The following is a 23599-nucleotide window of genomic DNA, read 5'->3' as shown; positions in this document are numbered from 1 at the left end:
TATAAAAGATACTTTAGCAAACGAAAAGCAAATAAACATTACGGCAAACCAACTACCAATTATAGACAAATCAATTACGGTTGCAACTTTAAAGATGCATGATAAGTTATTGGATTGTTTTGAGGGATTGAGACTGGAGTTGAAGAGCAAGTTTAAGGAGGTTTTTGAATTGTAATAATGCTTTTTATTTTTAATATGTTTTTATAATTGGCATATTTGCCAATTATAAAATTTATACTTATATTTGTTTCATAAAATTAAAAGTGGCGACAACACGATAAATACGGCAAAAAAATTATGATACAAGCAAAATTTGTAGATGACTTTAATATTGAAGTCATTGCATATGACGGAGAGAAATTCATCTGGGAAACCTTTTTTCCAATAACAAAACAAACTCAACAACATTACACTGAAAGATTAATTTATTATTATGAAAAATATTTCAATGATAATATTTTAGAAAATACAGGTATGGGTATGCAATATTGGATATGGATACAAATGACTTATATCGAAGGATTAGCAATAAATGGGGTAAAAGGAGAAAAGGATGATGAAAGAATTTATCTTCATCAAGAAAGAGTAAGAATAGGAAATAAAATTAGAAAATTAAGAAAACAAAAAAATATTGAAGCTAAAACACTTTCCCAACTAGCTAATATAGATGCTGCTAACCTTAGTCGAATTGAACAAGGACGATATTCTGTTGGTTTAGATGTACTTTCGAAAATTAGTTTAGCTCTTGGTACTAAAATTGAATTGGTTGATTTTGATGAATCCAAAAATTCTTAGTTCATGGTCACTGTAAACAATTTTGAAGAAGAATACGAGTGCATTTACAAGAATGAGCGTTATTCTGTTCGTGACAATGGAGCAGTACTTCGTTATCCTATTAATGGGAAAAGACCTAGACCAACCGATAATAATTGGACTTTTGGTAAACTTAATAAAAAGTCAGGTTATTTAGAGATAGCTTCGGTTAGAGTTCATCGAATAGTTGCTTCAGCCTTTCATGGTGAACCACCCACAAAAGAACATGTTGTTGACCATATAGACACAAACAAACAAAATAATCGGCCAGAAAATCTACGTTGGGTAACAAGATTAGAAAACATTTTACTTAATCCAATAACAGCAAAACGTATAGCATTTATTTGTGGAAGTGTAGAAGCATTTCTTGATAATCCTTTAGATTTTCGAGATAAATTTCAAAATCCTGATTATAAATGGATGACAACAGTTAGTCAAGAAGAGGCTCAACTAAGCAAAGAAAGATTATTGGCTTGGACGGAAAGTGATAAACCATCAAATGGAGGTTCTTTAGGAGAATGGATTTTTAAACGAAGTGTACCTAATCAATTTGAAGAACATTTTGACGAGATAATTGAGTTTATAAATTCCTTAACTCCTAATGCCGTTCAAAAAGTAAGTAATTGGAAAACTCCAAGTGAATTTCCGTGTTGTCCAACAGAAATCACTAATAAGCCGATAACAGACTATTCTGAAAATTTGAAGGTTGGAGATATATTTTCCCGAAATCAATATACAAATTCAATAATTGAACACTTTGCAATTTCTAATGACAAAGATAAATTGTGGATTATGTGTAAAAGTGGTGAAGAAAATCCAATAAAACCTTATTCTTTAGCTGAGATTACCTTTCAAAATAATGTTTTTGTTCATACTAGTCTTGGAACTTTTTTCGAAAAACAAGGAGCAGAAAAACAATTTACTATTTTACAAGGTCTTGAATGGCTTGGAGGTGAAACTTTTGATGATTATTGTTGAGTAAATATTTAATAAGATAACGATAAAATCAAAATGTATTCCGTTAAATAATTACAACTTAAAATATTTTTATTGAAATTTTAATACCCTAAAAAAATCCTCTAAATCATTATTGTAAATTTCTTCTTTATTAAGTTGGTCATCGGTTTTACCATTTGTCATATCCCAAAGTTTGATGTCAATGCCGTTTTGTCTTAGTTCTGCAACTTTTTTGGTTGCAACCATTACGGCATTTTCACTCATGTCTGGAATAATTAGTACTCTAAAACCCCTTAATATTTGAGCTTTTTCGATTGTAAGACCATTGCAACCTCCGTATGCTAGCCAAATGTATTTAGACATCAAAATATAACCAATTATTGCTGTTTTTTCACTTTCAACTAAAATTACGGTTTTGTCTTGATAATAGTTATAACCTAAAATATGCTCGCCAAATAAACATGAGATATAGCCATCCTTGTTTAGATAAGGAACTTTAAAATGATCTTTTCTCCTTCCATTTTTATCATAATATCCAATTTTAAGCTTTTGAATTTTTAAATCTTTGTTGATATTCCAAAACATCGTACCACCGTCATCTGAAGTACTTATTGCATAAACTTCTTTAGCGTCTTCAACTAACTCGTTATCATAATTTTTTCTAAGAAATTGCAACAAGTTGTTTTCAGGTTCTGTATAATAATTTGACCATATTTCCTCTTCAGGAATGAATTGTTGTGGGATTGCAATTTTATTGCAACTTGCAGCAACTGGAATTGCAACTTGTGAAATTGTATTTTTTATGTATTTGTTTTCCAATTTATTCCATATAAACTCCTCACCAAACTCATTTAAATAGATTGTAGGTGGTAAAGTTGCAACTCCACAAGAATGGCAATAACCATAGTAATCTTCATAATCAATATAGTTGACAAACTTACCGTCGGTATTTGTTTTGCGGCAACAAGGAGTTACTAACTTGTAATTTCTTTTGGGATTGAATTTTAGATTTTGGGCGACTTTAGTAAACATAATTTAAATAATTGTGGAACTTGAAACTTAATTTGAATAATTTGTCAGATACTGTAAAATCAGTGTTTATGAGCTTTTTACTATTTAGTTTCAAGTTCCATGTTGTTTATAATTTCATTCCATTTTCTTGATAATGTGGATTTAGGAACTCCAAATACTTTTATAAAATCTGACTGAGAAGCATTATTCTGAATTGCTTTTCGGATTGCTGCATTTATATTGAATTCTAGGTCTTTAGAATTCTCTTTTTCTGAATTGATGATTTTGAAGTTTAAGAAGTAAAAATCATTAACTCTAATAGCTAGTTTTATAGTGTCTAAATTTATTATAGATGCAATATAATTTTTACTTCTAATGGCGTGAATCAATATTATTAGTTTATAAATGCTAATTTGTAATTTTGATAAATATGCTTTGATTATAGAATCTGATTTTTTTTGTTGATTAATCAAGTTTTGAATGTAGTTGAATAATAAGTTTTCAGCCTCATCATTTAATTCTAGTGTTTCACTTTCGATTTCTTCATTTTCTTCTATTAATTTTCTTAAACTAAAAACTCTGGTGAGTAAGTTTTCATAATTTCCTATTACCTCTCTTGGGATTGATTCTTTTGATAAAATATTGTTTTCAGTTAATTTGGTAGTAAATAATATTCTATCTATAAAACCGCTTTCAAGATTACCATTTCCAAACAATGTTGGTAAAAATTGTTCTTGAATGGATCCTAATAAAGTAGGGTAACTTTTGTCAATTCTGAAGCTTCTAGTAGTTTGTCTTAATATGTCAATTGTTGAGTTGTTGTAGCCTTCTAATAGAAATGTTCTCCAAGCCATTCCATCCGAATTGTTTTTATTCCCCATTTTTTCAACTAAGAACATAATTTCATCCAAAAATATACCAACTGAATATGGATTATAACTATGAGAAGTTTGCGCTGCCTGAATAGTTGCATTTTGGATTAATAATTTTTTCTGTTTTAAATTTTCTGATTCTGAACTATTACCTTCCTTGTAAGTATCAGAGTCAATTGTATTGAGAACACTAGTTGCAATTTTCATTGGCAATGATTTCATATCGCCACGATTTCCAACAATAGCAAAGAACAAGTTGCCATAGTTTCTATGTCCTAAAGCTTGTAGTTCGTAGGCTAGTCCAACAGCATTACTAAATGCAAACAAAATTGAAGTTAACATATATTCTTTCGGAATTCTGTTTATTCGAAAACCAAAGTCGATTAGATTACTTATTTCATTGGGTAATAGTTCTATAATCTCGTGAAGCTCTTTGATAGCTTTTTGTTTGTCGTTTAAAACAACACTGTCAATAGATTTTTCTATTTCTTCTATATTTTTAAATTCCATAATTCCCTGCTTTTAAGTAAACAACACTTTTTGTTTCCAAATCATAATAGGGTTGATTTCCATAGGCATCAGGTCGCATATTTGAAATGGGATGAAAGCGTTTGATTAATAACTCTTTGATTTCTTTAAAATCCTTTTTTGTAACAGGTTTATTTTCTTCTCTAGTTAGCAAACTAGATAGAGCATTTACAGCTAAAGTTCCTGCGGCTGCATTTCCTACGCCAGCCCAACTCATTTTATCAATTTTCTGTAATTGGTTTTCAGGTTTGTTGGTTTCTGGCTTAACAAGGCTGTTCTTTTTCTTTGCATTGAACGCATTAGTTCTGCAACTGTTACTGCAATACTTTTGCTTTCTTCGTCTTCTAGGTTTGTATTGTTTTCCACAATACGCGCAGGTATATAGATAATTTTCCATAAGCGTAAGTTTTACGTTAGATTAACGCTTAAAAAGCGGATTTTTAGCTAAATACTCGTTTACTTGATTGTCAATATCAGCTTTTGATTTGCTTTTACCATCTTGCAACCAATGTAAAATGTCGTTTTTTGAAAATCGAAGCATCTTACCTTTCTTGATGAAAGGAATGGTGTTACGATGCACGTGACCATAGATAGTCGGCTTCGTTAATCCAATGAGGTTGGATAGTTCATCGATGTTTAAGAATTCGTCTTCTGGAGTTACCTTTTGAGGTTGGATTTGTAACTCGTTTTTAATGTTCTCCGTAATTTGCTCTACAAGTACTTTTATTCCTTCTTCTGAGAGCATGTAAATTTGTTGACTCATATTTTTTATTTTTAAATATTGAGCCAAATGTATTTTGTAATTTGATGTAAAATTTTGCTTTTAGAAAGTCTTTAGAAAGCTTTTAGAAAGTTATTTTTTTGATTTTCAATTAATTAAAAGCATGTTTTATATTAAAACACTGTTTTTTAATAATAAATTTTGATTAATCTTTTAAGTCATTAATGTAATTATAAACTTCAGGAACTTGCAAATCTTTTAATTTGTTTGTTAAATCTTTTTTTAATTTTTTCCTATAAGTTGTATTTGAAGAGTAATCAAGACCTTCAGAAACTTGTTTGTAAAATTTCTTAGTGTAATTTTCATGAAATAAATCGATATCATCAATTCCTTGGCAAATTCTAATTACTCTTAAGAATTGTACTAAATCTATTTTTTTATCTTGAGATTTTTTAAGTTCAATGACTTTATAAAATGCATGTAGAATTATATTTTTTTCGTCTTCATTGAAATTTTCTATTTTAGAATATAATTCATTATTAAATTTAGAAGAAATTTCTTTTTGGTTTTCTTTTATTGAGTTCTTTATATCAGTGTTAACAGCTTTTAATTTTTTACCATAATGTAAATATATTTTTTGCACTCTTCCATAGGTTATTAATTCTATATGATCTTTAAGAAGAGAATTATCAAACTGGCTGTAATCATCTAATTCATAGAAAAGCTCCAAAAGTTCCTTAAAATAAACTTCTTCAGAATTTAGTTTATTGTAGACATTTTTTAAAACAGCGTATTTTAATAAATGAGATACAAATTCTTCATAGCTTAAATCAATTAGGTCTTCTTTTGTATATTCTTGTTTTATTGCCAATTCTAATTTTGGTTGAAAAATTTCATATACTTCTTCTTCTAAAGTATTATAAATAGTATCGGTTCTTTTAGGATCATATAATGTATTATGTTCTAATAGCGTTCGATAACAATTTTCAAAATAACCAGTATATCTGCTAATAAGAGATTTAATTATAAGATTGTTGTGTATGTCGTTAGTTAATTTTTCGATTGCTTTTTCTGAAGTTCTATTTTTTTGAAAACTGTTTTTTAAATTATCAATTATATACTCTTTTAAAGTATTTACTTCTTTTTCAGTTATTTTTTTATGATCTTTAAGAAATTCCATCTAAGTCTAATTTAATACGGTTAGCAGCTTCAATTTTATTTTTGTCTAATACTTTGGTGTAAATCTGTGTGGTTGTTACGTTTTTATGTCCTAACAATTTCGAAACGGTATAAATGTCGGTTCCATTGGCAAGTTGCAATGTAGCGTAACTGTGTCTAAAGTTATGAAAAGAAATTTTCTTTTTGATTCCACTAGCGGTTAACCATTCTTTCAAGGGGCGTGAAACTTGAGTGTATTCAATATTTCTAAAAACGAAACCTTCATTTGTATTCTGCATTTTTAAAATCGAGTAGGCAGTTTCGTTAATAGGATGATTTTTTGTGGAATTTGTTTTTTGTTCTCTCAATTGAATGTAATAACCCTGATGTTTGTCTTGGTATATGTTTTTCCATTGTAAGTTTCTAACATCAACAAAGCGAAGTCCAGACAATGCCGAGAACATTGCCATGTGTTTGATTACTTCTTTTTTTATTGGAGTATTCCAAAGTTTTTTTAGTTCTTCTTCTGTTAGATATTCACGTTGGGTTTCTTCTTCTTTTATGTATTCGGCATTTTTGGCCAAATCTTTTTCAATGAATCCTTCTTTATAACCTTCTCTAAGAACATAAATAAAATGCTTGAAATAGGTTGATGCAGTATTTCGAGATAGATTTTTTACTTCCATTAAATTGCGATTGATTTCGGCATTCAATAAGTAGTTTCTATAGCGCTTTACAAAATTGGAATCCAAATCGGCAGTTGTTATCTTATCACTACAAAAATGTTCAAAGTGATTGTATGACGATTGCCAGTTATTGTATTGCGATTTACTTCCTTTGTTGTAATATCCAGTAACAATGTCTTTGTAGAAATTTAGAAAATCAATACTGATGTTTACATTCTCTTTAAATCCAAACTCTCTATTTCGTAGTTGAACTTCTCTTTTGGAACGAACACCTTTTGCCATTTGCAAGGTTTCTTTGTTTTGCTTTTTTGCCTCTGGTGTCTTCGGATTTTTTTCAATATATAAGTTTAAAAACTCACGTCTTGTTTTTTTTCCAGTATCAGGATGTGTGATAGGAGGATAGTAGTCCAAGTATAAACTTAACTTATCAGATTTTAGCGGCTTTTCTCTCAGTGTAACTTTTATCATGGAGCAAAAATTTTATCAATATCTTCTTTTCTAACTAAAACGTGTTTTCCAACTTGTTTCTTTTGTATCTCCAAACGCTTAATTAAATTAAACAATGCGCTACTAGAAATATTATATTTTTTTTGAACTTCATCCATGGTATACGAGTTCTCTAAATTAATCAATTCTTTTAAATGGCTTTTATCAATATTGATGTCATTTAAACTTAAGTCAAAATACATATCAATATCTTTTCTTCTTACAAGAGTTTTTCTTTCAGAAAAATTATAAGCATTTAATTCTTTCGATTGAATCAATCGGTAAACTGTTCGTAACGACATGTTCAAAATGTATGCCGCTTCTTTGGCGGTTAGAAAATCCTTTTTGTTTAATTCATCTACATTAATTATGTCTAGCTTAGTTGCTTTTTCAGTAGTTGCAATTTTATTTTGTTTCATGTTTTGCTTGTAACCTTTTTGATTGCATCTATGACAACAATATCTAGTTTTTGTTGTTTTCGCAACAAATTCTTCTTTACAGTACTCGCACTTCTTTTTGATTCTAATATTTGTCTTCATTTTGCATTATTTTAGACATAATTTCACCCATAATTTCACCTCCTGTTAAATTTACTCACCTATCAATAAGAAGAAATAAGCGCCATAATTTCACTTTTTTAAAAAATTAAATTTTTTTTCCTTCATCGAGGTACAAGGAAGGTACAAATCTATAAAAAATAGTGCATAATTTTACAAAATTGTAAAATATTGAAAACAAAGAAAAACCCGCAGAAAATGCGGGTTTATTATGGTTTTTTGATGTATTTTTTGTAAAATTTATCTTACATTATTTGCCGATACAGAAGTTCGCAAAAATATTTCCAAGCAATTCGTCATTCGTAACCTCTCCAGTAATCTCACCAAAGAAATACAACGCGCTTCGAATATCAATCGCCATTAAATCGGATGAAATTCCCGAATCTAATCCCCATTTCACCTTCTGAATTTCTTCCAAAGCTTTTAATAAAGAATCATAATGGCGTGTGTTGGTCACAATCGTTTCGTTATTTCTAAGCGCACCTGTGTTTACAAAAGAGAGTAATGTATTTTTAAGTTCATCAATACCAACTTTTTGTTTGGCACTTAGGAAAAGTATATCGTCAATGGTAGCTTGAATATTGTTTTTTTGTTCTTCTGAAAGCAAATCAGCTTTATTAGCTATGACTACTAAAGGTTTTAATGGAAACTTGTTTTTAATTTTTTCAAATTCAATTTTTACCGCTTCTAAACTTCCAGCTTCCATCATCCATCTTCCATCCAAGATAAACAAAACTACCTGCGCTTGCTCAATCTTCTCAAATGTTTTTTGAATTCCGATACTTTCTACCACATCTTTCGTTTCACGAATTCCAGCTGTGTCTATAAATCGGAAACCAATTCCATTAATAACCAATTCATCTTCAATCGTATCACGAGTTGTTCCAGCAATATCAGAAACAATGGCGCGTTCTTCGTTTAATAAAGCGTTTAATAAAGTCGATTTTCCAACATTTGGTTCGCCTACAATGGCTACAGGAATTCCGTTTTTAATCACATTACCAACAGCAAACGAATCAATTAATCGTTTTAAAACAAACTCAATGCGTTCTAATAAATCATGAAATTGTGTTCTATCGGCAAACTCGACATCTTCTTCTGCAAAGTCTAATTCCAACTCGATTAAGGAAGCGAAATTCAATAATTCTTCTCGAAGTTTGGCAATTTCGTTACTGAAACCACCGCGCATTTGTTGCATCGCAATTTGATGAGACGCTTCGTTATCCGAAGCAATCAAATCAGCAACCGCTTCTGCTTGTGATAAGTCTAGTTTCCCGTTTAAAAAAGCACGCAAGGTAAATTCACCTGCTTGAGCCATTTTAGCGCCTCTACGAAGCAATAATTGGATAATTTGTTGTTGAATAAAAGTAGAACCATGACAAGAAATTTCAATCACGTTTTCCCCAGTGTACGAATTCGGACCTTTGAAAATAGAAAGTAACACTTGGTCATACACTTTGCCAGCCTGTTCTGAGCTTGTCGAAGGGTCGACAATATGTCCCAAATGAATCGTATGCGTCTTCTGTTTCGTAATATCTTTCCCAGAAACCGATTGAAATACGTCAGCGGCTATCGTAATAGCGTCTTTACCAGATAATCGAATAATAGCAATCGCACCCGCTCCAGACGGTGTAGCTAATGCAACTATAGTTTCTTGTGGAATCATGTTCTAAATTTAATTTACAAAGATAATTCAAAGTCAGAAGTTAGAAGTTAGAAGTTGAAAGTTTTTTTGTTTGGAGTTGTTACACAAAGTCTCACTAAGTTTAGCACAGAGTTTTCTTTTACATTCTTTGCTTTCAAAAAAAGTATCACTCGTTCAAGAGATGCTTAACAGCATGACAAACGATGCGCATAGTCTATTGTGAACTATGTAAAGTGAAACGTCTCTGTGTAGCTCTCTCAACACAATCCAATTCAAAAAATCTCGGTGAAGCTCTGTGAAAAACTATGTGTTTAAAGAAAAAACCGTTTCATCTGTGTTCCAATAAAATTAAAAAACCACTAAAGCCTGAGCTAAGTGGTTTTTAAGTTAGTTAAGGTTGGTAATAAGATTTTAAGTTAGACTATAAAATCAAATATTGTAAATTAGTTGCTCAACATTACTGGCATTACAAGCATCGTAACTGTTTCGCCTTCGTCTAAGCCGTCAACTGGAGTTAAAATTCCAGCTCTGTTTGGCATTGACATTTCTAATTGGATTTCATCACTTGATAAATTATTCAACATTTCGGTTAAGAAACGTGAGTTGAAACCGATTTGCATATCGTCTCCTTGGTAATCACAAGTCAAACGCTCGTCTGCTTTGTTAGAGTAATCGATATCTTCTGCTGATATATTCAATTCGGTTCCAGCGATTTTTAAACGAATTTGGTGCGTTGTTTTGTTAGCAAAAATAGCTACACGACGAACCGAGTTTAAAAACTGAACTCTGTTGATTAATAATTTGTTTGGATTTTCTTTTGGAATAACCGCTTCGTAGTTTGGATATTTCCCATCGATTAAACGACAAGTTAATACATAATTTTCGAAAGAAAACGTTGCATTTGAATCGTTATATTCGATAGTTACTTCTGCATCAGAAGCGCCTAAAATTCCTTTTAAAATGTTTAAAGGTTTCTTTGGCATAATAAAATCAGCTACTTGTGATGCTTTTACATCGGTGCGAGCGTATTTTACTAATTTGTGAGCGTCTGTTGCAACAAAGATTAATCCTTCTGGTGAAAATTGGAAGAAAACACCACTCATTACAGGGCGCAAATCATCGTTTCCAGCAGCGAAAATCGTTTTACTTACTGCAGTTGCTAATACTTCCGCAGGAACTAATGTTTTTGAAGGATCATCTAAAACTACTGCTTTAGGGAATTCTTCTCCTGGTGCATAAGCAATTGCATATTTACCCGAGTTTGAGCTAATTTCTACAGTTGAATTGTCTTCTACTGTAAATGTTAACGGTTGCTCTGGGAATGTTTTTAAGATATCTAATAAAAGTTTTGCTGGAATAGCAACACTTCCTTGACTTGTAGAATCAATTTCTAACGTAGCCGTCATTGTTGTTTCTAAATCAGAAGCTGAAACTTTTAATTGGTTGTTGTCTAATTCAAAAAGGAAATTATCAAGGATAGGCAAGGTGTTACTACTGTTGATAACACTTCCTAAAACTTGTAATTGTTTTAATAAATACGAACTCGATACTATAAACTTCATCATCTTGTATTTTAAAATCGTGATTTGATTTTATATTTCACAAATATATTCTAATTCTGCTCAAACGCAAAAACAATTTTATTAACAACTAGCGGCTGTATTTTCTTTTGCGTAAGAACGTGAATAAAAACCCAAAGATAGCCAAAATAACTATTGGTAATCCGACAGTTACCATTTGTGCCATAGTATAATTTTTATATACTTCTTCTTTGTTTAAAAGTGGTAAATCGACATCTTTGCTTCGGATGTTAATAAGTCCGTTGTCGTCTAAAAGGTAATTTACACAGTTCATTAAGAACTCTTTGTTGCCATATAGTTGATTGGTCCACTTGTCGAAACCTAATTCTAAAGGTACTCCTTTGTCTAATTGATTTTTAATCACATCACCATCCGAAATTACAATCATCTTGTTTTCTTTTCCAATCGCTTGGAACGAATTGTCTTTAAAAGGTAACACACGGTTTTGATACATCGATTTGAATTTTCCTTCCATTAAAACCGCTACTGGAAGCAATCCTTTTCCTAAATATTCTTCTTCTGTAGTTTCTTCTGTAACCATGTCTAAGGAAACTGGCGTTGGTGTTCCAATGGTTTTCGAATATTCAGACGAACTCAATAAAACGGTTTTCTTAATATCGTTTTTCAAGATTTCAATTGGAGAAGCAAATTCAAACTTAATCCCTTCCATGTTTTTCACGATTGGATTGGTAGAAGTTGGATAAACGAAAGGCGAAAATTTCCAACTGTATTCTTGCATTTGCGTTTCGCTTCCTTGATTTCCTGATGCTAATTTAATAGGCGTTGCATATTCATCTTTTACCAATAACGGATTGATTCTGATACCGTATTTAAAGAACATATCAGTCAAATTCAATTCGCGTTGCGATGCTAAAATAGTACCAGTTTCGTTGTATAAACTATCCATGTCTGCTGAAACTACATCGACTAACCACAAGGTTTTTCCACCATTCATGATGAATTGGTCTAATACTTGTTTTTCTTCTTCCGTGAAAGCTTCAGTTGGTTTTGCAATTACTGCTAAATCGTATTTTTTTAGCGCTTCTAAAGTTTGTATTGGTTGTTTTGCTACCGAATCTAATGTAAAAGGTCCGATATAATAACTTTCTTTAACTGTTCTTAAGAAATCGGCCATGAAAGGTTCTAAAACTTCTCCGTTGCCTTTGATTACGGCAATTTTCTTTTGTTTTTCTTTCGAAATTTTATTGATGGCTTCCGCAAAACCAAATTCCAAATGCTGCACCGAACTAATTACTTTTTCTTCAGTAGAAGCACCCATTAAGTTTTTTAATAAAGCCACTTTCGTGAATTTATCGCCATAAGTCGCTTGTGCCCAAGGAAAAACTACTTCTTGCGATTGTTTTCCTTTGTCTTCCACAGTGATACTCAATGGTTGCATGCCTTTCGCGTAGAATTCTTTCATTTTTTCTACTCGCGTTTCCTCTTTTTCAATCGGATTTTTGAAGTTGAAAATAATGTTCGAATTATAAGCTGTGAATTCCTCTAAAAGTTGTTTGGTTTCATTTTGTAAACGCTTGAATTCTGGCGGAAAATTTCCTTCCAAATACACTTCAATGTATAACGGACTTTCCACATCTTTTATAATGTTTAATGTCGTTTCCGATAAAGTATAACGTTTGTCTTGCGTTAAGTCGAAACGCTTGAAAAAGAAGTTGCTGATTAAATTGATAACGATGATGGCTAAAAATACAATTCCTAATTGCTTTAAAGCTTTTGATTTGTTTTCTTTCATTACCATTTCAAAGATTTAAGTTGATAAACCGTTGCCGATAAAAATAAAAACGTCACACTCACAAAGTACACAATATCACGTGTGTCTAACACACCGCGACTCATACTTTTAAAGTGATAATCCATTCCTAAAGCAGCAAACATTGAACTGTAATTTCCAAGGAAAGAAGCAATGCCATCAAATCCGAAATAGAAAAAGAAACAACAAAAAACAGCAATTATAAACGCCACAATTTGATTGTCTGATAAAGTAGAAGCAAAAATTCCAATTGCCGTGTAAGCTGCAATTAAGAATAACAATCCGAAATACGAACCAAGAGTACTTCCCATATCAATATTGCCTTGCGGATTTCCAAAATGCGAAATCGTTAACACATAAATAATTGTTGGTACAATCGCTAAAACAATTAAAACCAAAGCACCTAAGAATTTTCCGTTTACGATGTCCCAATTAGAAAGCGGTTTGGTAAACAACAATTCAATCGTTCCTTGTTTTTTCTCATCCGAAAAACTACGCATAGTTACGGCAGGAATTAAGAAAATTAAAATCCATGGTGCCAATTTGAAAAACGGACTCATATCGGCAAAACCCGAGTTTAAAATATTGAATTCGCCTTCAAAAACCCAAAGAAATAATCCGTTGAGTAAAAGAAAAATCCCGATGACTAAATATCCAATCGGCGAACCAAAAAAGGATTTTATTTCTCGTAATAATAATGCTTTCATTTTTTATTGTTTAACTGTTGAAACGTTTATTTGTTTAACTGTTTTATTCTAATGTTACCAATCTATCCACACTCCAAGCTTCTGGTTTATCGCTAAATAAAGTTTTTGTGTATGTCCAAACGCCATCAAACAAAGCCGATTTTCTGTAATTTTCTAATGCTTCTTCGTTTTCCCAATAACTATAGGTAAAGAAAATACGTTTGTCGTTTTTGTCTTGATACAATTCTAAGAAACGGTTTCCTTCGAAGTTTCGTATGTGGTGTTTCACTTCTTCAAAATTATTTAAAAAAGCTTCGATTTTGTCTTCTTGAAAACGCATTTTTACAATTCTTATGAACATATTTTTATTTGAATTTAATGGATACCGTATCTCTAAAATGCAATCCTAACAAGGTCGCTGCCGAACCTACCGTTTTTGGGTTACTTTTATATATCGCAATTTCTAAATAGCCGTTTTCGTTGAATAACGCTAAGAAATCACCTTCTAAATCTTTCAATTGTTTCACATCAGAAACAGGAAAATCTGAATAACTTTTGTGCAAACGACTGAACTTTTTGTTTTTAATAACGATTTCGAACTTTCGACCTCTAATCGTATCGTTAAATTGCTTTTGCGAAATATTAGTAACGCAATTTCCAAACGAATCAATATAAACGATTTGTCCTTTTATTTCCGATAAATCATCAGTAATCGATGAGGTTAACACACTTACAGGTTTCAGCGATGGAATTTCTTTACCAATCACATTCAATAAACCACCTCGTGCAATATGACACGCCACTGCTACGAAAACATCCATATCGCTAACATCTGTATTCAATCGGTCGTGGATGGTAATGGCTACGATTTTCTGTGGAATTTTCTTCTGAATTAAGGTATTTAAAATTCCGTTATCGGCACAAATAAAATAATGATCGTCCCATTGCATCGCAATATGTTGGGTATCGCCCACACGTTCACTATCTACGCCAATAATATGAATGGTACCTTTTGGAAAGTTGTGATAAGCGGCTTCAATACAGTAACTCGCTTCTAATGTGTTGAATAAATCAATCTCGTGCGAAATGTCTACAATAACGGCTTCTTTCTGTTCCGACAATATTTTTCCTTTCAAAGCACCTACGAAGTAGTCTTTGTGTCCAAAGTCGGTAGTTAAAGTAATTATTGACATTTTTTTGTTTATAACTTATTTGAAATCCAACAGTAGTTTTTACTAAATTTGATTGCAAAGCTACTATAATTTTAGCGTTTCAAAAATAATTAAAAAAAGAAAGCCTTTGAACGAAAGAATCATTGAATTAGTCGACATTGCTCCAAAAGAATTTTGGGGTGCGCAAGATGCTCATCTTGAAACTATTAAGAAGTATTATCCAAAACTTAAAATCGTAGCCCGAGGAACTACTCTTAAAGCGTTTGGTGAGCCAGAAATCTTGGATGAGTTTGAAAATCGCTTCAAAAGATTGATGCATCATTTTACGCGTTACAACAGTATTGATGATAATGTTATTTTGAGGGTTTTAGAAACGAGTCATCAACATGATGCCGAACACATGCACGACCGCGATAAGATTTTAGTGCATGGAATAGGAGGAAAGTTAATCAAAGCCATGACGCCTAACCAACAAAAATTGGTCGATTATGTGCACAAAAATGACATGGTTTTCGCTGTTGGACCCGCAGGAACTGGAAAAACGTATACAGGTGTCGCTCTAGCCGTTAAAGCATTAAAGGAAAAACAAGTTAAGCGAATTATATTAACGCGTCCGGCTGTGGAAGCAGGGGAGAACTTAGGCTTTCTACCGGGTGATATGAAGGAAAAGTTAGATCCGTACATGCAACCTTTATACGATGCGTTGCGCGATATGTTGCCACCACAAACCTTAGAAGACTATTTGTTAAAAGGCATCATACAAATTGCACCATTAGCTTTTATGCGTGGACGTACGTTAGATAACGCTTTCGTAATCTTAGACGAAGCGCAAAATACCACGCATTCCCAAATGAAAATGTTCTTAACCCGTATGGGAAAAAACGCTAAATTCATCATCACGGGAGACCCAGGTCAGGTGGATTTACCAAGACGAACAATTTCGGGATTGAAAGAAGCGCTTTTAGTATTGAAAGATGTAGAAGGCATCGGAATCATTTACTTAGATGATAAAGACATCGTTCGTCATAGATTAGTGAAGAAAATTATTGATGCGTATAAGAGTATTGAGAATAATGATTAGATAAGTGTTTAGAAAATAAACTACTTATAATTTAAACCTCTCGAATTCGAGGGGTTTAGTTTTTTATTCCTATTCCTCAAAAATGAGAACCTCATAAAAGTTAAAAAAATCTTATAATTCGCCAATTGCAAAAATAAAACCCCAATTTTCATCGTTCCAATTGTAAACCCTAAAATTTACAAGTATGAAAAAAGTCGTTTTGTTTGTAGCCACGTTATGTTATGGTTTAAGTTATGCACAAGAAATTCCAGAAGTGGATATCACAACTAGGAATTCTTGGTTTAAAGCAGGATTAACTGCTGGTGTGCCAATGGGAGATGCAAAAGATATTGCGTCTTTCAATGTGGGAGTGGATGTGAGAGGACAATATTTGTTCAATCCGCATTTTGGAATTGGTATTGCTTCTGGGTACAATCATTTTTTTGGAAAAGATGAGGTTGATGATTTCGGAGTGATTCCATTAGCTGGTTTTGCCCGTTACTATTTTCAAACCGAAGGCGTTTTTGTAGGTGCCGATTTTGGTTACGGATTCCTAACTAACGTTGATAATTCAGGCGGATTGTATTTTAATCCCCAAATCGGATATCACAACAAAAAATGGAATATTTACGGTTATTACCAAAACACCTTTGCCGAAGACATTACCATTCGTTCTTTAGGTGTTGGGGTTACGTATAACATTATGTTTAAATAGAAGTAAAAAAAAATGCAAAGAGAAGTTCGAAAGAGCTTCTCTTTTTTTATTAAATAATTTTTGGAAGAAAATAAATAGTTTACTTTTGCACGACAAACAACAACACAACATAATGAATACAATTACGACTACCAATTTCAATTTTCCAGGTCAAAAATCGGTTTACCGTGGAAAAGTTAGAGAAGTTTACAATATCAATGATGACTTATTAGTGATGGTCGCTACCGACCGTCTTTCGGCATTTGATGTGGTTTTACCAAAAGGAATTCCATACAAAGGACAAATCCTAAATCAAATCGCTACTAAATTCATGGAATTAACTTCTGATATTGTACCCAATTGGTTAGTAGCAACTCCAGATCCAAACGTGGCGGTAGGACATTTATGTGAGCCGTTTAAAGTAGAAATGGTAATTCGTGGTTATTTATCAGGACATGCAGCGCGTGAATATGCAGCAGGAAGAAGAATCCTTTGCGGTGTGGAAATGCCAGAAGGTTTAAAAGAAAACGATAAATTTCCAACACCAATCATCACGCCAACTACGAAAGCGGATAACGGTTCGCACGACGAAGACATTTCACGCGAAGCTATTTTAGCCAACGGAATTGTAACCGAAGAAGATTACTTAACCTTAGAAAAATACACCAGAGCGTTATACCAAAGAGGAACTGAAATTGCAGCATCTCGCGGTTTAATTCTTGTAGATACGAAATACGAGTTCGGGAAAACAAAAGACGGACAAATTGTATTAATCGACGAAATCCACACACCAGATTCTTCTCGTTATTTTTATGCAGAAGGTTATGCAGAAAGACAAGCGAATGGCGAAGAACAAAAACAATTGTCAAAAGAGTTCGTACGTCGTTGGTTAATTGAAAACGGGTTCCAAGGAAAAGAAGGACAACAAATTCCAAACATGACCGACGAATACATAGAAACGGTTTCAGAACGTTACATTGAGTTATTCGAAAACATCATTGGAGAAAAATTCGTAAAAGCTGATATTTCAAACATCAATGAAAGAATTGAGCAAAACGTTTTGAGTTATTTACAGAATAGATAGTCAATCATACAGTAAAAGCAAAAGTCGGTGTTTCATCGGCTTTTTTTCATGCCGTTTGTTAAAGTTATGTTAGAATTTTAAAAAGCTGTAACTAATACTACAAGAGTTCGTCCTATTCATATCAATCATTAAAAATCAATCATCATGAAAAAAACGAACAGATTTTGGGTAATCTTACCCGCAGTAGCCATGTTGTTTACAAATGCGTTACAAGCAAGTGAAAACACAACAACAAACACAACTTATGTTGCCGTTGCTAAACCATCGCCATCACAGTTAAATGTAGCCATTAGTAAAGGCGATTTTACAAAAGTACAAGAGTTAGTAGAACTAGGAGTAGATGTAAACAAAAAAGACGAACGCGGTAAAACGCCTTTGATGTACGCTATTATGTACAAACAATCAGAAATTACGCTGTACTTAATTAGAAAAGGCGCCGATTACAGAGCCTTAGACGATAACGGTGTTTCTATTTTAGAGTATGCCGAGAAATCTAAATCAGAAGAAATTATAAAACTGGTCAAAGACGCTCGTAAAAGAAGATAAAAGAAAATCCCGCGAAAGCGGGATTTTTTTGTTTTATTTACTAATTTTTTGTCTTTCGGATTTGATTGCTTCACTTTTTTTTATTTCTTCTAAAGTTATCTCTTCGGATAATATTTTATCATCAATAAAAATAATGATTTTTGATCTATTAGGATCAATATAATGAGGGGTGTAATTTATATCTATTCCATATCTTTTGTATGCTAGTTCCTTATTTAAATTTTCTTTCAGAAAATCAAAATTAAATTGGTAGTTGAAATCTTTTAATTTTTTTCTTCGTTCATTAACTCTAAACTTCAGTTCTTCTTCCAAAGTCATTTCAATTGGTTTAAAAGATTTACTTTTTTCACTTAGATATGATGTAAAGCTTTTTCCAATATTTGTATCAATTATTAAACTTTCAAAGATTGATCTATTATCTGTTAGATAGTTACAAAACAATTCAAATAGAACTTCTTTATTTTCATTAAATAAAGTTTTATCTAAAATTGAGTTTTCAATTTGTCTTTTTATTATTTTCTCTTTTATATTGTCCAAATCTTTGTTTTGAATTCTATTATTTTCTACTTCGAGATAATCTTCTAATGAATATTTTACAAAAACTTTACTATCTACATTATTAACGCTAATTTTTTTAATAGTAAAATCTATGTTTTCTATTTCATTTTCAATTACTTTATTAGGAAAGAGAATTTTTTGTAATTCAAAAGCTTCTTTTTTAATATTTACATATTCATCATCTTTAGATAAATCTTTTAGAAAAAAAATTACTTCGTCAATTACTTCATCAGCACTGTTATATAAAATAAAATTTTCAAAACCAACAAAAATTAAAGCAGCGGTAGAATTTATGTCAAATGTTTTTGATAAATAAGTTTGGATAAAATAATCATGTAAAATTTCGGTTTTTTCAAAACTTAAAATCTTAAAATCGTTACTAATATTATGATAATAGTAAGAAGTTCCATCGCCGTAAATAGGAATAGCGAAGCAATTCTCTTTTATAGCTTTGATGTATCCTTTTAATTTCATTTTTAGTTTTTTAAAAAGTTAAGATATTCTGATCTTATTAATCCAAAATATTCTTTTGGATTACCTCTAAACGTATCATATCCTAAAGGATTGTCAATGTCAAAATTATCTTTAAGTAATGACATAATTTTAATGTCATCTTTAAAACAGTTTGGAATAATAATTTGTTTGACTGTACTTTTATTTAGTTCTATTTTTTTATCAAAAATTATTTCTATACTTGATGCTCTATCGTCTAATAAACCATCTGTGCTATTATTAATTAAATTACTGTAACTTATAGCTTCAAAATCAAATTGACTGAATTTTTTTGATATTTGAGGGTTTTGAGATAAATAATTGTCATTTGTATCATAAAAAGTTTTAATTACTTTTTTTGCACTTTTAATTGTGCTTTTGAGTTCATATTCAGAAATACTGCTTTGATGATGAAAAAATCTTTCTTTCATTTCAGGAACTTTTTCAAATGCACCACTATCAAATGGAAAGATTTTGTGAAAATCATTAAATTGGTCAGATTCTAAAATTAAACAAATCATATAATAAGCAGGATTTGTAGTTGCTTTTTCTACATGAGGTCTATAAGAAGGTAAACCATAATAAGTGTAAAGTAAATCTATACTGAAAACATCACATTTTTTTGGAATTAATGTCATACTTTCAAGAATATTTCTCAATGAATATGCATCACAAGTATGTAATAAAGGTAACGTAATAATGTCGTCAACTTCGCTAATCAAAACATCTTCAAATTTACTCATTTTAATTATTTAATAATTTAGCTAATATAATAATTATTTAGGAATTTAATAAATTTTGCTTTCTATAGGGTTTTTCGAAAATAACTATTAACTCGTTTATACATTTAACAAAACTAATTAAATAAATTCTTACTCGTTAAGTTTGATTTTTCCCTGCAATATAGCAAAATTCTCCCCGCCTAATTGCTGTAGTTTTTCTGCAGTTTGTGTTAAAATTTCAAAAAAGCACAAAAAAATCCTCAAACAAATGAGGACTATGAATGTTTTTGTGTTAACTATGTCAAAACTTTGATTTAAATGCAGTACTTGAATTAATATAGAAAGTTCTTATTGTGGCACAAGGTTTAGGTGTCTTTTTTGTCAATACCTTATTTTTGTAGATATCTCCAATGTGTTAACGTATTTGTAATTTGGATTGTCATTTCCATATTTATGAGAAAGTCCAATGTATGTATTTTTAAAAATCAGCCTGTCAATAGATGACTTTATTATTCCTCCAAAATTATCATTTGTCAGTTGTTGGACATCTGAAATTATATGATAATAATTCCCCGTCACTTTGAAAATCCAGTTGTCTACATTTTTAGAATTTAAAATTCTAGTTTTGTAGTCCATCAATATTCCTGCATTTGAATACAAATTATCTGTGTCATATGTTTTGCTATATCTGTAGCCAATATTTGAAAACCCACCAAAAGTTAATGAATGTACATTTTGTATATATGTATTTTCAGACTTATCTTTATGTTTCTGAGAAATTAGATTGACTAAAAACTTAAATTGTCCAAAAACTAATTTTTCTTGAAAAAGTTTGTCAGAATTATAAGATGGATTAAATTCCATCGCTTTATTCCAAGCAGATGTTCTTAGATTGTCTTTATTTTTCCATTCTTTTCCATAAAAAGCTTTACCCATATTAATTTGAAACAAAATATTGTTTTCAGATGAAGTAATACCATCGCCTATATTAACATCTGAAGTAGGAAGTATGTAAAAATTATTATGGTCGAAAAGTAGAAATCTACCTTTTTTCTCATCTATTTTTTCTGTCCTATTGAAGTCAAATGAAAAAGTTTGAACAACTTTGTTTTTTGAAAAATCATGTGCTGCTCCAATTCTAATAAAGTCTTGTCCAACAGCTTTGTTAATTAAATTTACTGATACAGCAATAAATAGTAGAGTGGTATTTAACTTCATAGCATAATGTATTTAAGGATTATTAAAATATCTTCGCCAGTTTTTAAATTTACAAACATATCATTTCGTAATTGCGTAGCATTAATTTTTCGCCAAGTAATGCAAATATCATCGCAAAAATTATCCTTGAATTCAGTAGCAATGTAATTGTCCTTAATTGTTCTTTTAAGATTAATTTTTGTATAATCCAAAGGTGTGTATGCAGCTATTATTTTCTGCAATTTTTCTTCATTTGTCATATTGATACAGTTTTATTTTTTTTAAATAATATATTACTTTTTAGTAAGTTAAACTAAATCAGACTTATTAATTAGTAGTTGTTTGCGTATAATGAGTTTAAATTCAATACAATACAATATAACAAAATTCTCACCACCTAGTTGCTGTAGTTTTTCTGCATATTTTCAAAAACTGAAAAAAAATCACAAAAAAAATCCTCAAACAAATGAGGATTTTAGGTTTTATGCGTAAAAATCGGTTCTCGCTTTGCTCGAACTGACATTTTTATTATTTAAAATAACTAAACGTTTCGTTATTTTCAATTTTCAATAGCGTTTCGTATATCAATTTAATTACATTTTCTACGTCGTCGCGGTGTACCATTTCTACGGTGGTGTGCATATAACGCAACGGTAACGAAATCAAAGCTGAGGCAACACCGCCATTGCTATATGCAAAAGCATCGGTATCGGTTCCCGTAACGCGAGAAGTCGCATGGCGTTGGAAAGGTATTTTGTTTTCAACTGCTGTGTCCACAATCATTTCACGTAACACGTTTTGTGTCGCTGGAGCGTAAGCAATCACAGGTCCGCGTCCCATTTTTAAATCGCCTTCAATTTTTTTGTCAATCATTGGAGTAGTGGTGTCGTGGCAAACATCGGTTACGATTGCAACGTTTGGTTTAATGCGTTGGGTAATCATTTCGGCACCACGCAAACCAATTTCCTCCTGCACCGAGTTTACGATGTACAATCCAAAAGGTAATTTCTTTTTGTTCTCCTTTAATAAACGCGCTACTTCGGCAATCATAAAACCACCCATGCGGTTATCAATGGCTCTACACACAAATTTATCGTGGTTTAAAATCTCAAAATTATCAGGATATGTAATCACACAACCCACATGAACGCCTAAAGCTTCTACTTCGGCTTTCGTTGAGCAACCACAATCAATAAATATGTTTTCAATTTTTGCCGTTTCTTCTGCTTTTCCGCTTCTTCCACGTGTGTGAATCGCTGGCCAACCAAAAACACCACGAACAATACCTTTCTTCGTATGAATGTTCACACGCTTCGATGGCGCAATCTGATGATCCGAACCTCCGTTTCTAATCACGTAGATTAATCCGTCATCAGTAATGTAATTCACATACCACGAAATTTCATCCGCATGACCTTCAATCACTACTTTATAAGGAGCATCCGGATTAATAACACCAACGGCACTTCCATACGTATCGGTAATAAAGGTATCAACGTAAGGTTTTAGATAGTCCATCCAAATTTTTTGTCCTTCCGCTTCATGTCCGGTTGGAGAGGCATTATTCAAATAATTTTCCAAAAAAGTCATCGACGACTTCTTTAATATCGATTTTGTACTCATCTTAAAATATAATTTTTTGCTAATTTAAAAATAAGATATTAGAGTTTCGCATAATTTCGATATTTTTGGTTTACTTTTTGCAGTAAGTTAAAAAGTTAAAATCAATCATCATGTACAAATCATTATTAAGTAGTTTTTTATTATTCATCGCTACTTTTTCGTTTGCCCAAACCGAAACCGATACATTACGAATGACGGCACAAGACTCGTCTATTATATATTCCATCGAATTAAGAGAAATCATTTTCACGCCCGATAACGTTTACACCACCGACGAAGATAAAAAAGCCAAGTTAATATTAAAGAGAAGAATTTTTAAGGTGTATCCGTATGCAAAAATTACGGCAGATAAATTAACACAGTTAAATGCCACGATGGCAAAACTGAAAACCAATCGTGAAAAAAAGAAATACTTTAAAATTGTAGAAAAATATTTAGAAGAAGAATTCGAACCACGTTTAAAAAAACTATCTCGTAAAGACGGTCAAATATTAGTAAAATTAATTTACCGCCAAACCGGAAGCACTACTTTCGATTTAATTAAAGAATACAAAAGCAGTTGGAAAGCCTTTTGGGCAAACTCCACCGCTTATTTATTCGACATCAATTTAAAAACGCAATACAAACCTTACGACGTAAAAGAAGATTACCAAATAGAAGGAATCTTAAATGCTGCATTCAACCAAGGCCAACTCTCCAGACAAGAAGCCAAAAAAGCCATCGATTTCGACAAACTCAACGAACACTGGATTAATAAAATCAAAATTCAAAAGTCTCAACCCAAAGAATAATTTTTTTTAGAAGCAGATATTCTGCATTCCATAAAACGTTTAGTCCCGCTGTCCGCTATATCTTTTACAAACCTGACGGGTTTATAAAAGAATGCCACTCCCATCGGGGCTATTCAAGACGTTTAGTATTTCAGATAACCATTCCACTGGCTCGCGAAGCGTGCGCTAACACCTCGCACCGCGAGCATT

At 31.6% G+C, this 23599-nt stretch carries 25 protein-coding genes; 7 read left to right on the top strand and 18 right to left on the bottom strand.

Annotated elements, in window-relative coordinates; all coding sequences use genetic code 11:
* The first annotated feature begins 297 nt into the window (after positions 1–297).
* A complete protein-coding gene (locus B0I03_RS12755) occupies positions 298–795 on the top strand; it encodes a helix-turn-helix domain-containing protein (protein WP_111567824.1) in 498 nt (165 codons plus the stop codon).
* 3 nt (positions 796–798) lie between these two features.
* A complete protein-coding gene (locus B0I03_RS12750) occupies positions 799–1791 on the top strand; it encodes an HNH endonuclease signature motif containing protein (protein ID WP_111567823.1) in 993 nt (330 codons plus the stop codon).
* A gap of 69 nt (positions 1792–1860) precedes the next feature.
* On the opposite strand, the gene B0I03_RS12745 is transcribed toward B0I03_RS12750, so the two are convergent.
* The 13 genes from B0I03_RS12745 to B0I03_RS12685 all read right to left on the bottom strand — a co-directional run bounded on the left by B0I03_RS12745 (position 1861) and on the right by B0I03_RS12685 (position 14664).
* Positions 1861–2802, bottom strand: coding sequence for a DUF6371 domain-containing protein (locus B0I03_RS12745; protein WP_111567822.1), 942 nt, complete (start codon positions 2800–2802; stop codon positions 1861–1863).
* 80 nt (positions 2803–2882) lie between these two features.
* Positions 2883–4163, bottom strand: a complete 1281-nt coding sequence (locus tag B0I03_RS12740) for a DUF3987 domain-containing protein (RefSeq protein WP_111567821.1) — start codon at positions 4161–4163, stop codon at positions 2883–2885.
* The gene (locus B0I03_RS12735; protein ID WP_111567820.1) at positions 4153–4578 is read right to left on the bottom strand and encodes a hypothetical protein; all 426 of its coding nucleotides are present in this window, start codon (positions 4576–4578) and stop codon (positions 4153–4155) included. Before B0I03_RS12735 ends, B0I03_RS12740 begins: the two co-directional genes overlap by 11 nt.
* A 21-nt stretch (positions 4579–4599) precedes the next feature.
* Positions 4600–4944: a helix-turn-helix domain-containing protein gene (locus B0I03_RS12730; protein WP_111567819.1), complete on the bottom strand. Its 345-nt coding sequence runs from the start codon at positions 4942–4944 to the stop codon at positions 4600–4602.
* Positions 4945–5107: 163 nt separating this feature from the next.
* Positions 5108–6082: a hypothetical protein gene (locus tag B0I03_RS12725; protein WP_111567818.1), complete on the bottom strand. Its 975-nt coding sequence runs from the start codon at positions 6080–6082 to the stop codon at positions 5108–5110.
* A complete protein-coding gene (locus B0I03_RS12720) occupies positions 6069–7214 on the bottom strand; it encodes a tyrosine-type recombinase/integrase (protein ID WP_111567817.1) in 1146 nt (381 codons plus the stop codon). The genes B0I03_RS12725 and B0I03_RS12720 overlap by 14 nt, the downstream gene beginning before the upstream one ends.
* On the bottom strand, positions 7211–7651 hold the full coding sequence (locus tag B0I03_RS12715; protein ID WP_181452398.1) for a helix-turn-helix domain-containing protein: 441 nt from the start codon (positions 7649–7651) through the stop codon (positions 7211–7213). The genes B0I03_RS12720 and B0I03_RS12715 overlap by 4 nt, the downstream gene beginning before the upstream one ends.
* A 388-nt stretch (positions 7652–8039) precedes the next feature.
* Entirely contained in the window at positions 8040–9455 is a 1416-nt protein-coding gene (mnmE, locus tag B0I03_RS12710; protein ID WP_111567815.1) for a tRNA uridine-5-carboxymethylaminomethyl(34) synthesis GTPase MnmE, read from the bottom strand.
* Between the two features lie 422 nt (positions 9456–9877).
* The gene (dnaN, locus tag B0I03_RS12705; RefSeq protein WP_111567814.1) at positions 9878–10996 is read right to left on the bottom strand and encodes a DNA polymerase III subunit beta; all 1119 of its coding nucleotides are present in this window, start codon (positions 10994–10996) and stop codon (positions 9878–9880) included.
* Between the two features lie 88 nt (positions 10997–11084).
* On the bottom strand, positions 11085–12767 hold the full coding sequence (gldG, locus tag B0I03_RS12700) for a gliding motility-associated ABC transporter substrate-binding protein GldG (protein WP_394338077.1): 1683 nt from the start codon (positions 12765–12767) through the stop codon (positions 11085–11087).
* The gene (gene gldF, locus B0I03_RS12695) at positions 12767–13492 is read right to left on the bottom strand and encodes a gliding motility-associated ABC transporter permease subunit GldF (RefSeq protein WP_073584278.1); all 726 of its coding nucleotides are present in this window, start codon (positions 13490–13492) and stop codon (positions 12767–12769) included. The genes gldG and gldF overlap by 1 nt, the downstream gene beginning before the upstream one ends.
* Positions 13493–13535: 43 nt before the next feature.
* Positions 13536–13832 (bottom strand): putative quinol monooxygenase, encoded by a 297-nt coding sequence (locus B0I03_RS12690; RefSeq protein ID WP_111567812.1) that lies wholly within the window; start codon positions 13830–13832, stop codon positions 13536–13538.
* A 4-nt stretch (positions 13833–13836) separates the two neighbouring features.
* Positions 13837–14664, bottom strand: coding sequence for an SAM hydrolase/SAM-dependent halogenase family protein (locus B0I03_RS12685; protein ID WP_111567811.1), 828 nt, complete (start codon positions 14662–14664; stop codon positions 13837–13839).
* Positions 14665–14770: 106 nt separating this feature from the next.
* On the opposite strand from B0I03_RS12685, the gene B0I03_RS12680 reads away from it, so the two are divergent.
* The 4 genes from B0I03_RS12680 (at position 14771) to B0I03_RS12665 (ending at position 18027) form a co-directional block, all read left to right on the top strand.
* Positions 14771–15724 carry a PhoH family protein gene (locus B0I03_RS12680; protein ID WP_111567843.1) on the top strand — a complete coding sequence of 318 codons (954 nt, stop codon included), beginning with the start codon at positions 14771–14773 and terminating at the stop codon, positions 15722–15724.
* 184 nt (positions 15725–15908) lie between these two features.
* Positions 15909–16418 (top strand): hypothetical protein, encoded by a 510-nt coding sequence (locus tag B0I03_RS12675; protein ID WP_111567810.1) that lies wholly within the window; start codon positions 15909–15911, stop codon positions 16416–16418.
* A gap of 112 nt (positions 16419–16530) precedes the next feature.
* The gene (locus tag B0I03_RS12670; protein ID WP_111567809.1) at positions 16531–17481 is read left to right on the top strand and encodes a phosphoribosylaminoimidazolesuccinocarboxamide synthase; all 951 of its coding nucleotides are present in this window, start codon (positions 16531–16533) and stop codon (positions 17479–17481) included.
* Positions 17482–17625: 144 nt separating this feature from the next.
* Positions 17626–18027, top strand: a complete 402-nt coding sequence (locus B0I03_RS12665) for an ankyrin repeat domain-containing protein (protein WP_111567808.1) — start codon at positions 17626–17628, stop codon at positions 18025–18027.
* 33 nt (positions 18028–18060) lie between these two features.
* On the opposite strand, the gene B0I03_RS12660 is transcribed toward B0I03_RS12665, so the two are convergent.
* The 5 genes from B0I03_RS12660 to B0I03_RS12640 form a co-directional block, all read right to left on the bottom strand.
* Positions 18061–19059 carry a hypothetical protein gene (locus B0I03_RS12660; RefSeq protein ID WP_111567807.1) on the bottom strand — a complete coding sequence of 333 codons (999 nt, stop codon included), beginning with the start codon at positions 19057–19059 and terminating at the stop codon, positions 18061–18063.
* Positions 19060–19061: 2 nt separating this feature from the next.
* The gene (locus B0I03_RS12655; protein ID WP_111567806.1) at positions 19062–19820 is read right to left on the bottom strand and encodes a hypothetical protein; all 759 of its coding nucleotides are present in this window, start codon (positions 19818–19820) and stop codon (positions 19062–19064) included.
* 360 nt (positions 19821–20180) lie between these two features.
* Positions 20181–21017, bottom strand: a complete 837-nt coding sequence (locus tag B0I03_RS12650) for a hypothetical protein (protein WP_111567805.1) — start codon at positions 21015–21017, stop codon at positions 20181–20183.
* On the bottom strand, positions 21014–21256 hold the full coding sequence (locus tag B0I03_RS12645; RefSeq protein WP_111567804.1) for a hypothetical protein: 243 nt from the start codon (positions 21254–21256) through the stop codon (positions 21014–21016). The genes B0I03_RS12650 and B0I03_RS12645 overlap by 4 nt, the downstream gene beginning before the upstream one ends.
* Before the next feature lie 268 nt (positions 21257–21524).
* Positions 21525–22619, bottom strand: coding sequence for a M42 family metallopeptidase (locus tag B0I03_RS12640; RefSeq protein WP_111567803.1), 1095 nt, complete (start codon positions 22617–22619; stop codon positions 21525–21527).
* 110 nt (positions 22620–22729) lie between these two features.
* On the opposite strand from B0I03_RS12640, the gene B0I03_RS12635 reads away from it, so the two are divergent.
* Positions 22730–23410: a DUF4294 domain-containing protein gene (locus B0I03_RS12635; protein WP_111567802.1), complete on the top strand. Its 681-nt coding sequence runs from the start codon at positions 22730–22732 to the stop codon at positions 23408–23410.
* Positions 23411–23599: the final 189 nt, after the last annotated feature.

It is taken from the genome of Flavobacterium aquaticum (genome assembly GCF_003259835.1).
Lineage (GTDB): Bacteria > Bacteroidota > Bacteroidia > Flavobacteriales > Flavobacteriaceae > Flavobacterium > Flavobacterium aquaticum.
This window is presented reverse-complemented; position numbering and strand designations above follow the sequence as displayed.

Excerpts from the sequence above, each read along its gene's own strand:
- B0I03_RS12755 (WP_111567824.1), top strand. The coding sequence starts at position 298 with ATGATACAAGCAAAATTTGTAGATGACTTTAATATTGAAGTCATTGCA.
- B0I03_RS12750 (WP_111567823.1), top strand. The coding sequence starts at position 799 with ATGGTCACTGTAAACAATTTTGAAGAAGAATACGAGTGCATTTACAAG.
- B0I03_RS12745 (WP_111567822.1), bottom strand. The coding sequence starts at position 2,802 with ATGTTTACTAAAGTCGCCCAAAATCTAAAATTCAATCCCAAAAGAAAT.
- B0I03_RS12740 (WP_111567821.1), bottom strand. The coding sequence starts at position 4,163 with ATGGAATTTAAAAATATAGAAGAAATAGAAAAATCTATTGACAGTGTT.
- B0I03_RS12735 (WP_111567820.1), bottom strand. The coding sequence starts at position 4,578 with ATGGAAAATTATCTATATACCTGCGCGTATTGTGGAAAACAATACAAA.
- B0I03_RS12730 (WP_111567819.1), bottom strand. The coding sequence starts at position 4,944 with ATGAGTCAACAAATTTACATGCTCTCAGAAGAAGGAATAAAAGTACTT.
- B0I03_RS12725 (WP_111567818.1), bottom strand. The coding sequence starts at position 6,082 with ATGGAATTTCTTAAAGATCATAAAAAAATAACTGAAAAAGAAGTAAAT.
- B0I03_RS12720 (WP_111567817.1), bottom strand. The coding sequence starts at position 7,214 with ATGATAAAAGTTACACTGAGAGAAAAGCCGCTAAAATCTGATAAGTTA.
- B0I03_RS12715 (WP_181452398.1), bottom strand. The coding sequence starts at position 7,651 with ATGAAACAAAATAAAATTGCAACTACTGAAAAAGCAACTAAGCTAGAC.
- mnmE (WP_111567815.1), bottom strand. The coding sequence starts at position 9,455 with ATGATTCCACAAGAAACTATAGTTGCATTAGCTACACCGTCTGGAGCG.
- dnaN (WP_111567814.1), bottom strand. The coding sequence starts at position 10,996 with ATGAAGTTTATAGTATCGAGTTCGTATTTATTAAAACAATTACAAGTT.
- gldG (WP_394338077.1), bottom strand. The coding sequence starts at position 12,767 with ATGAAAGAAAACAAATCAAAAGCTTTAAAGCAATTAGGAATTGTATTT.
- gldF (WP_073584278.1), bottom strand. The coding sequence starts at position 13,492 with ATGAAAGCATTATTATTACGAGAAATAAAATCCTTTTTTGGTTCGCCG.
- B0I03_RS12690 (WP_111567812.1), bottom strand. The coding sequence starts at position 13,832 with ATGTTCATAAGAATTGTAAAAATGCGTTTTCAAGAAGACAAAATCGAA.
- B0I03_RS12685 (WP_111567811.1), bottom strand. The coding sequence starts at position 14,664 with ATGTCAATAATTACTTTAACTACCGACTTTGGACACAAAGACTACTTC.
- B0I03_RS12675 (WP_111567810.1), top strand. The coding sequence starts at position 15,909 with ATGAAAAAAGTCGTTTTGTTTGTAGCCACGTTATGTTATGGTTTAAGT.
- B0I03_RS12670 (WP_111567809.1), top strand. The coding sequence starts at position 16,531 with ATGAATACAATTACGACTACCAATTTCAATTTTCCAGGTCAAAAATCG.
- B0I03_RS12665 (WP_111567808.1), top strand. The coding sequence starts at position 17,626 with ATGAAAAAAACGAACAGATTTTGGGTAATCTTACCCGCAGTAGCCATG.
- B0I03_RS12660 (WP_111567807.1), bottom strand. The coding sequence starts at position 19,059 with ATGAAATTAAAAGGATACATCAAAGCTATAAAAGAGAATTGCTTCGCT.
- B0I03_RS12655 (WP_111567806.1), bottom strand. The coding sequence starts at position 19,820 with ATGAGTAAATTTGAAGATGTTTTGATTAGCGAAGTTGACGACATTATT.
- B0I03_RS12650 (WP_111567805.1), bottom strand. The coding sequence starts at position 21,017 with ATGAAGTTAAATACCACTCTACTATTTATTGCTGTATCAGTAAATTTA.
- B0I03_RS12645 (WP_111567804.1), bottom strand. The coding sequence starts at position 21,256 with ATGACAAATGAAGAAAAATTGCAGAAAATAATAGCTGCATACACACCT.
- B0I03_RS12640 (WP_111567803.1), bottom strand. The coding sequence starts at position 22,619 with ATGAGTACAAAATCGATATTAAAGAAGTCGTCGATGACTTTTTTGGAA.
- B0I03_RS12635 (WP_111567802.1), top strand. The coding sequence starts at position 22,730 with ATGTACAAATCATTATTAAGTAGTTTTTTATTATTCATCGCTACTTTT.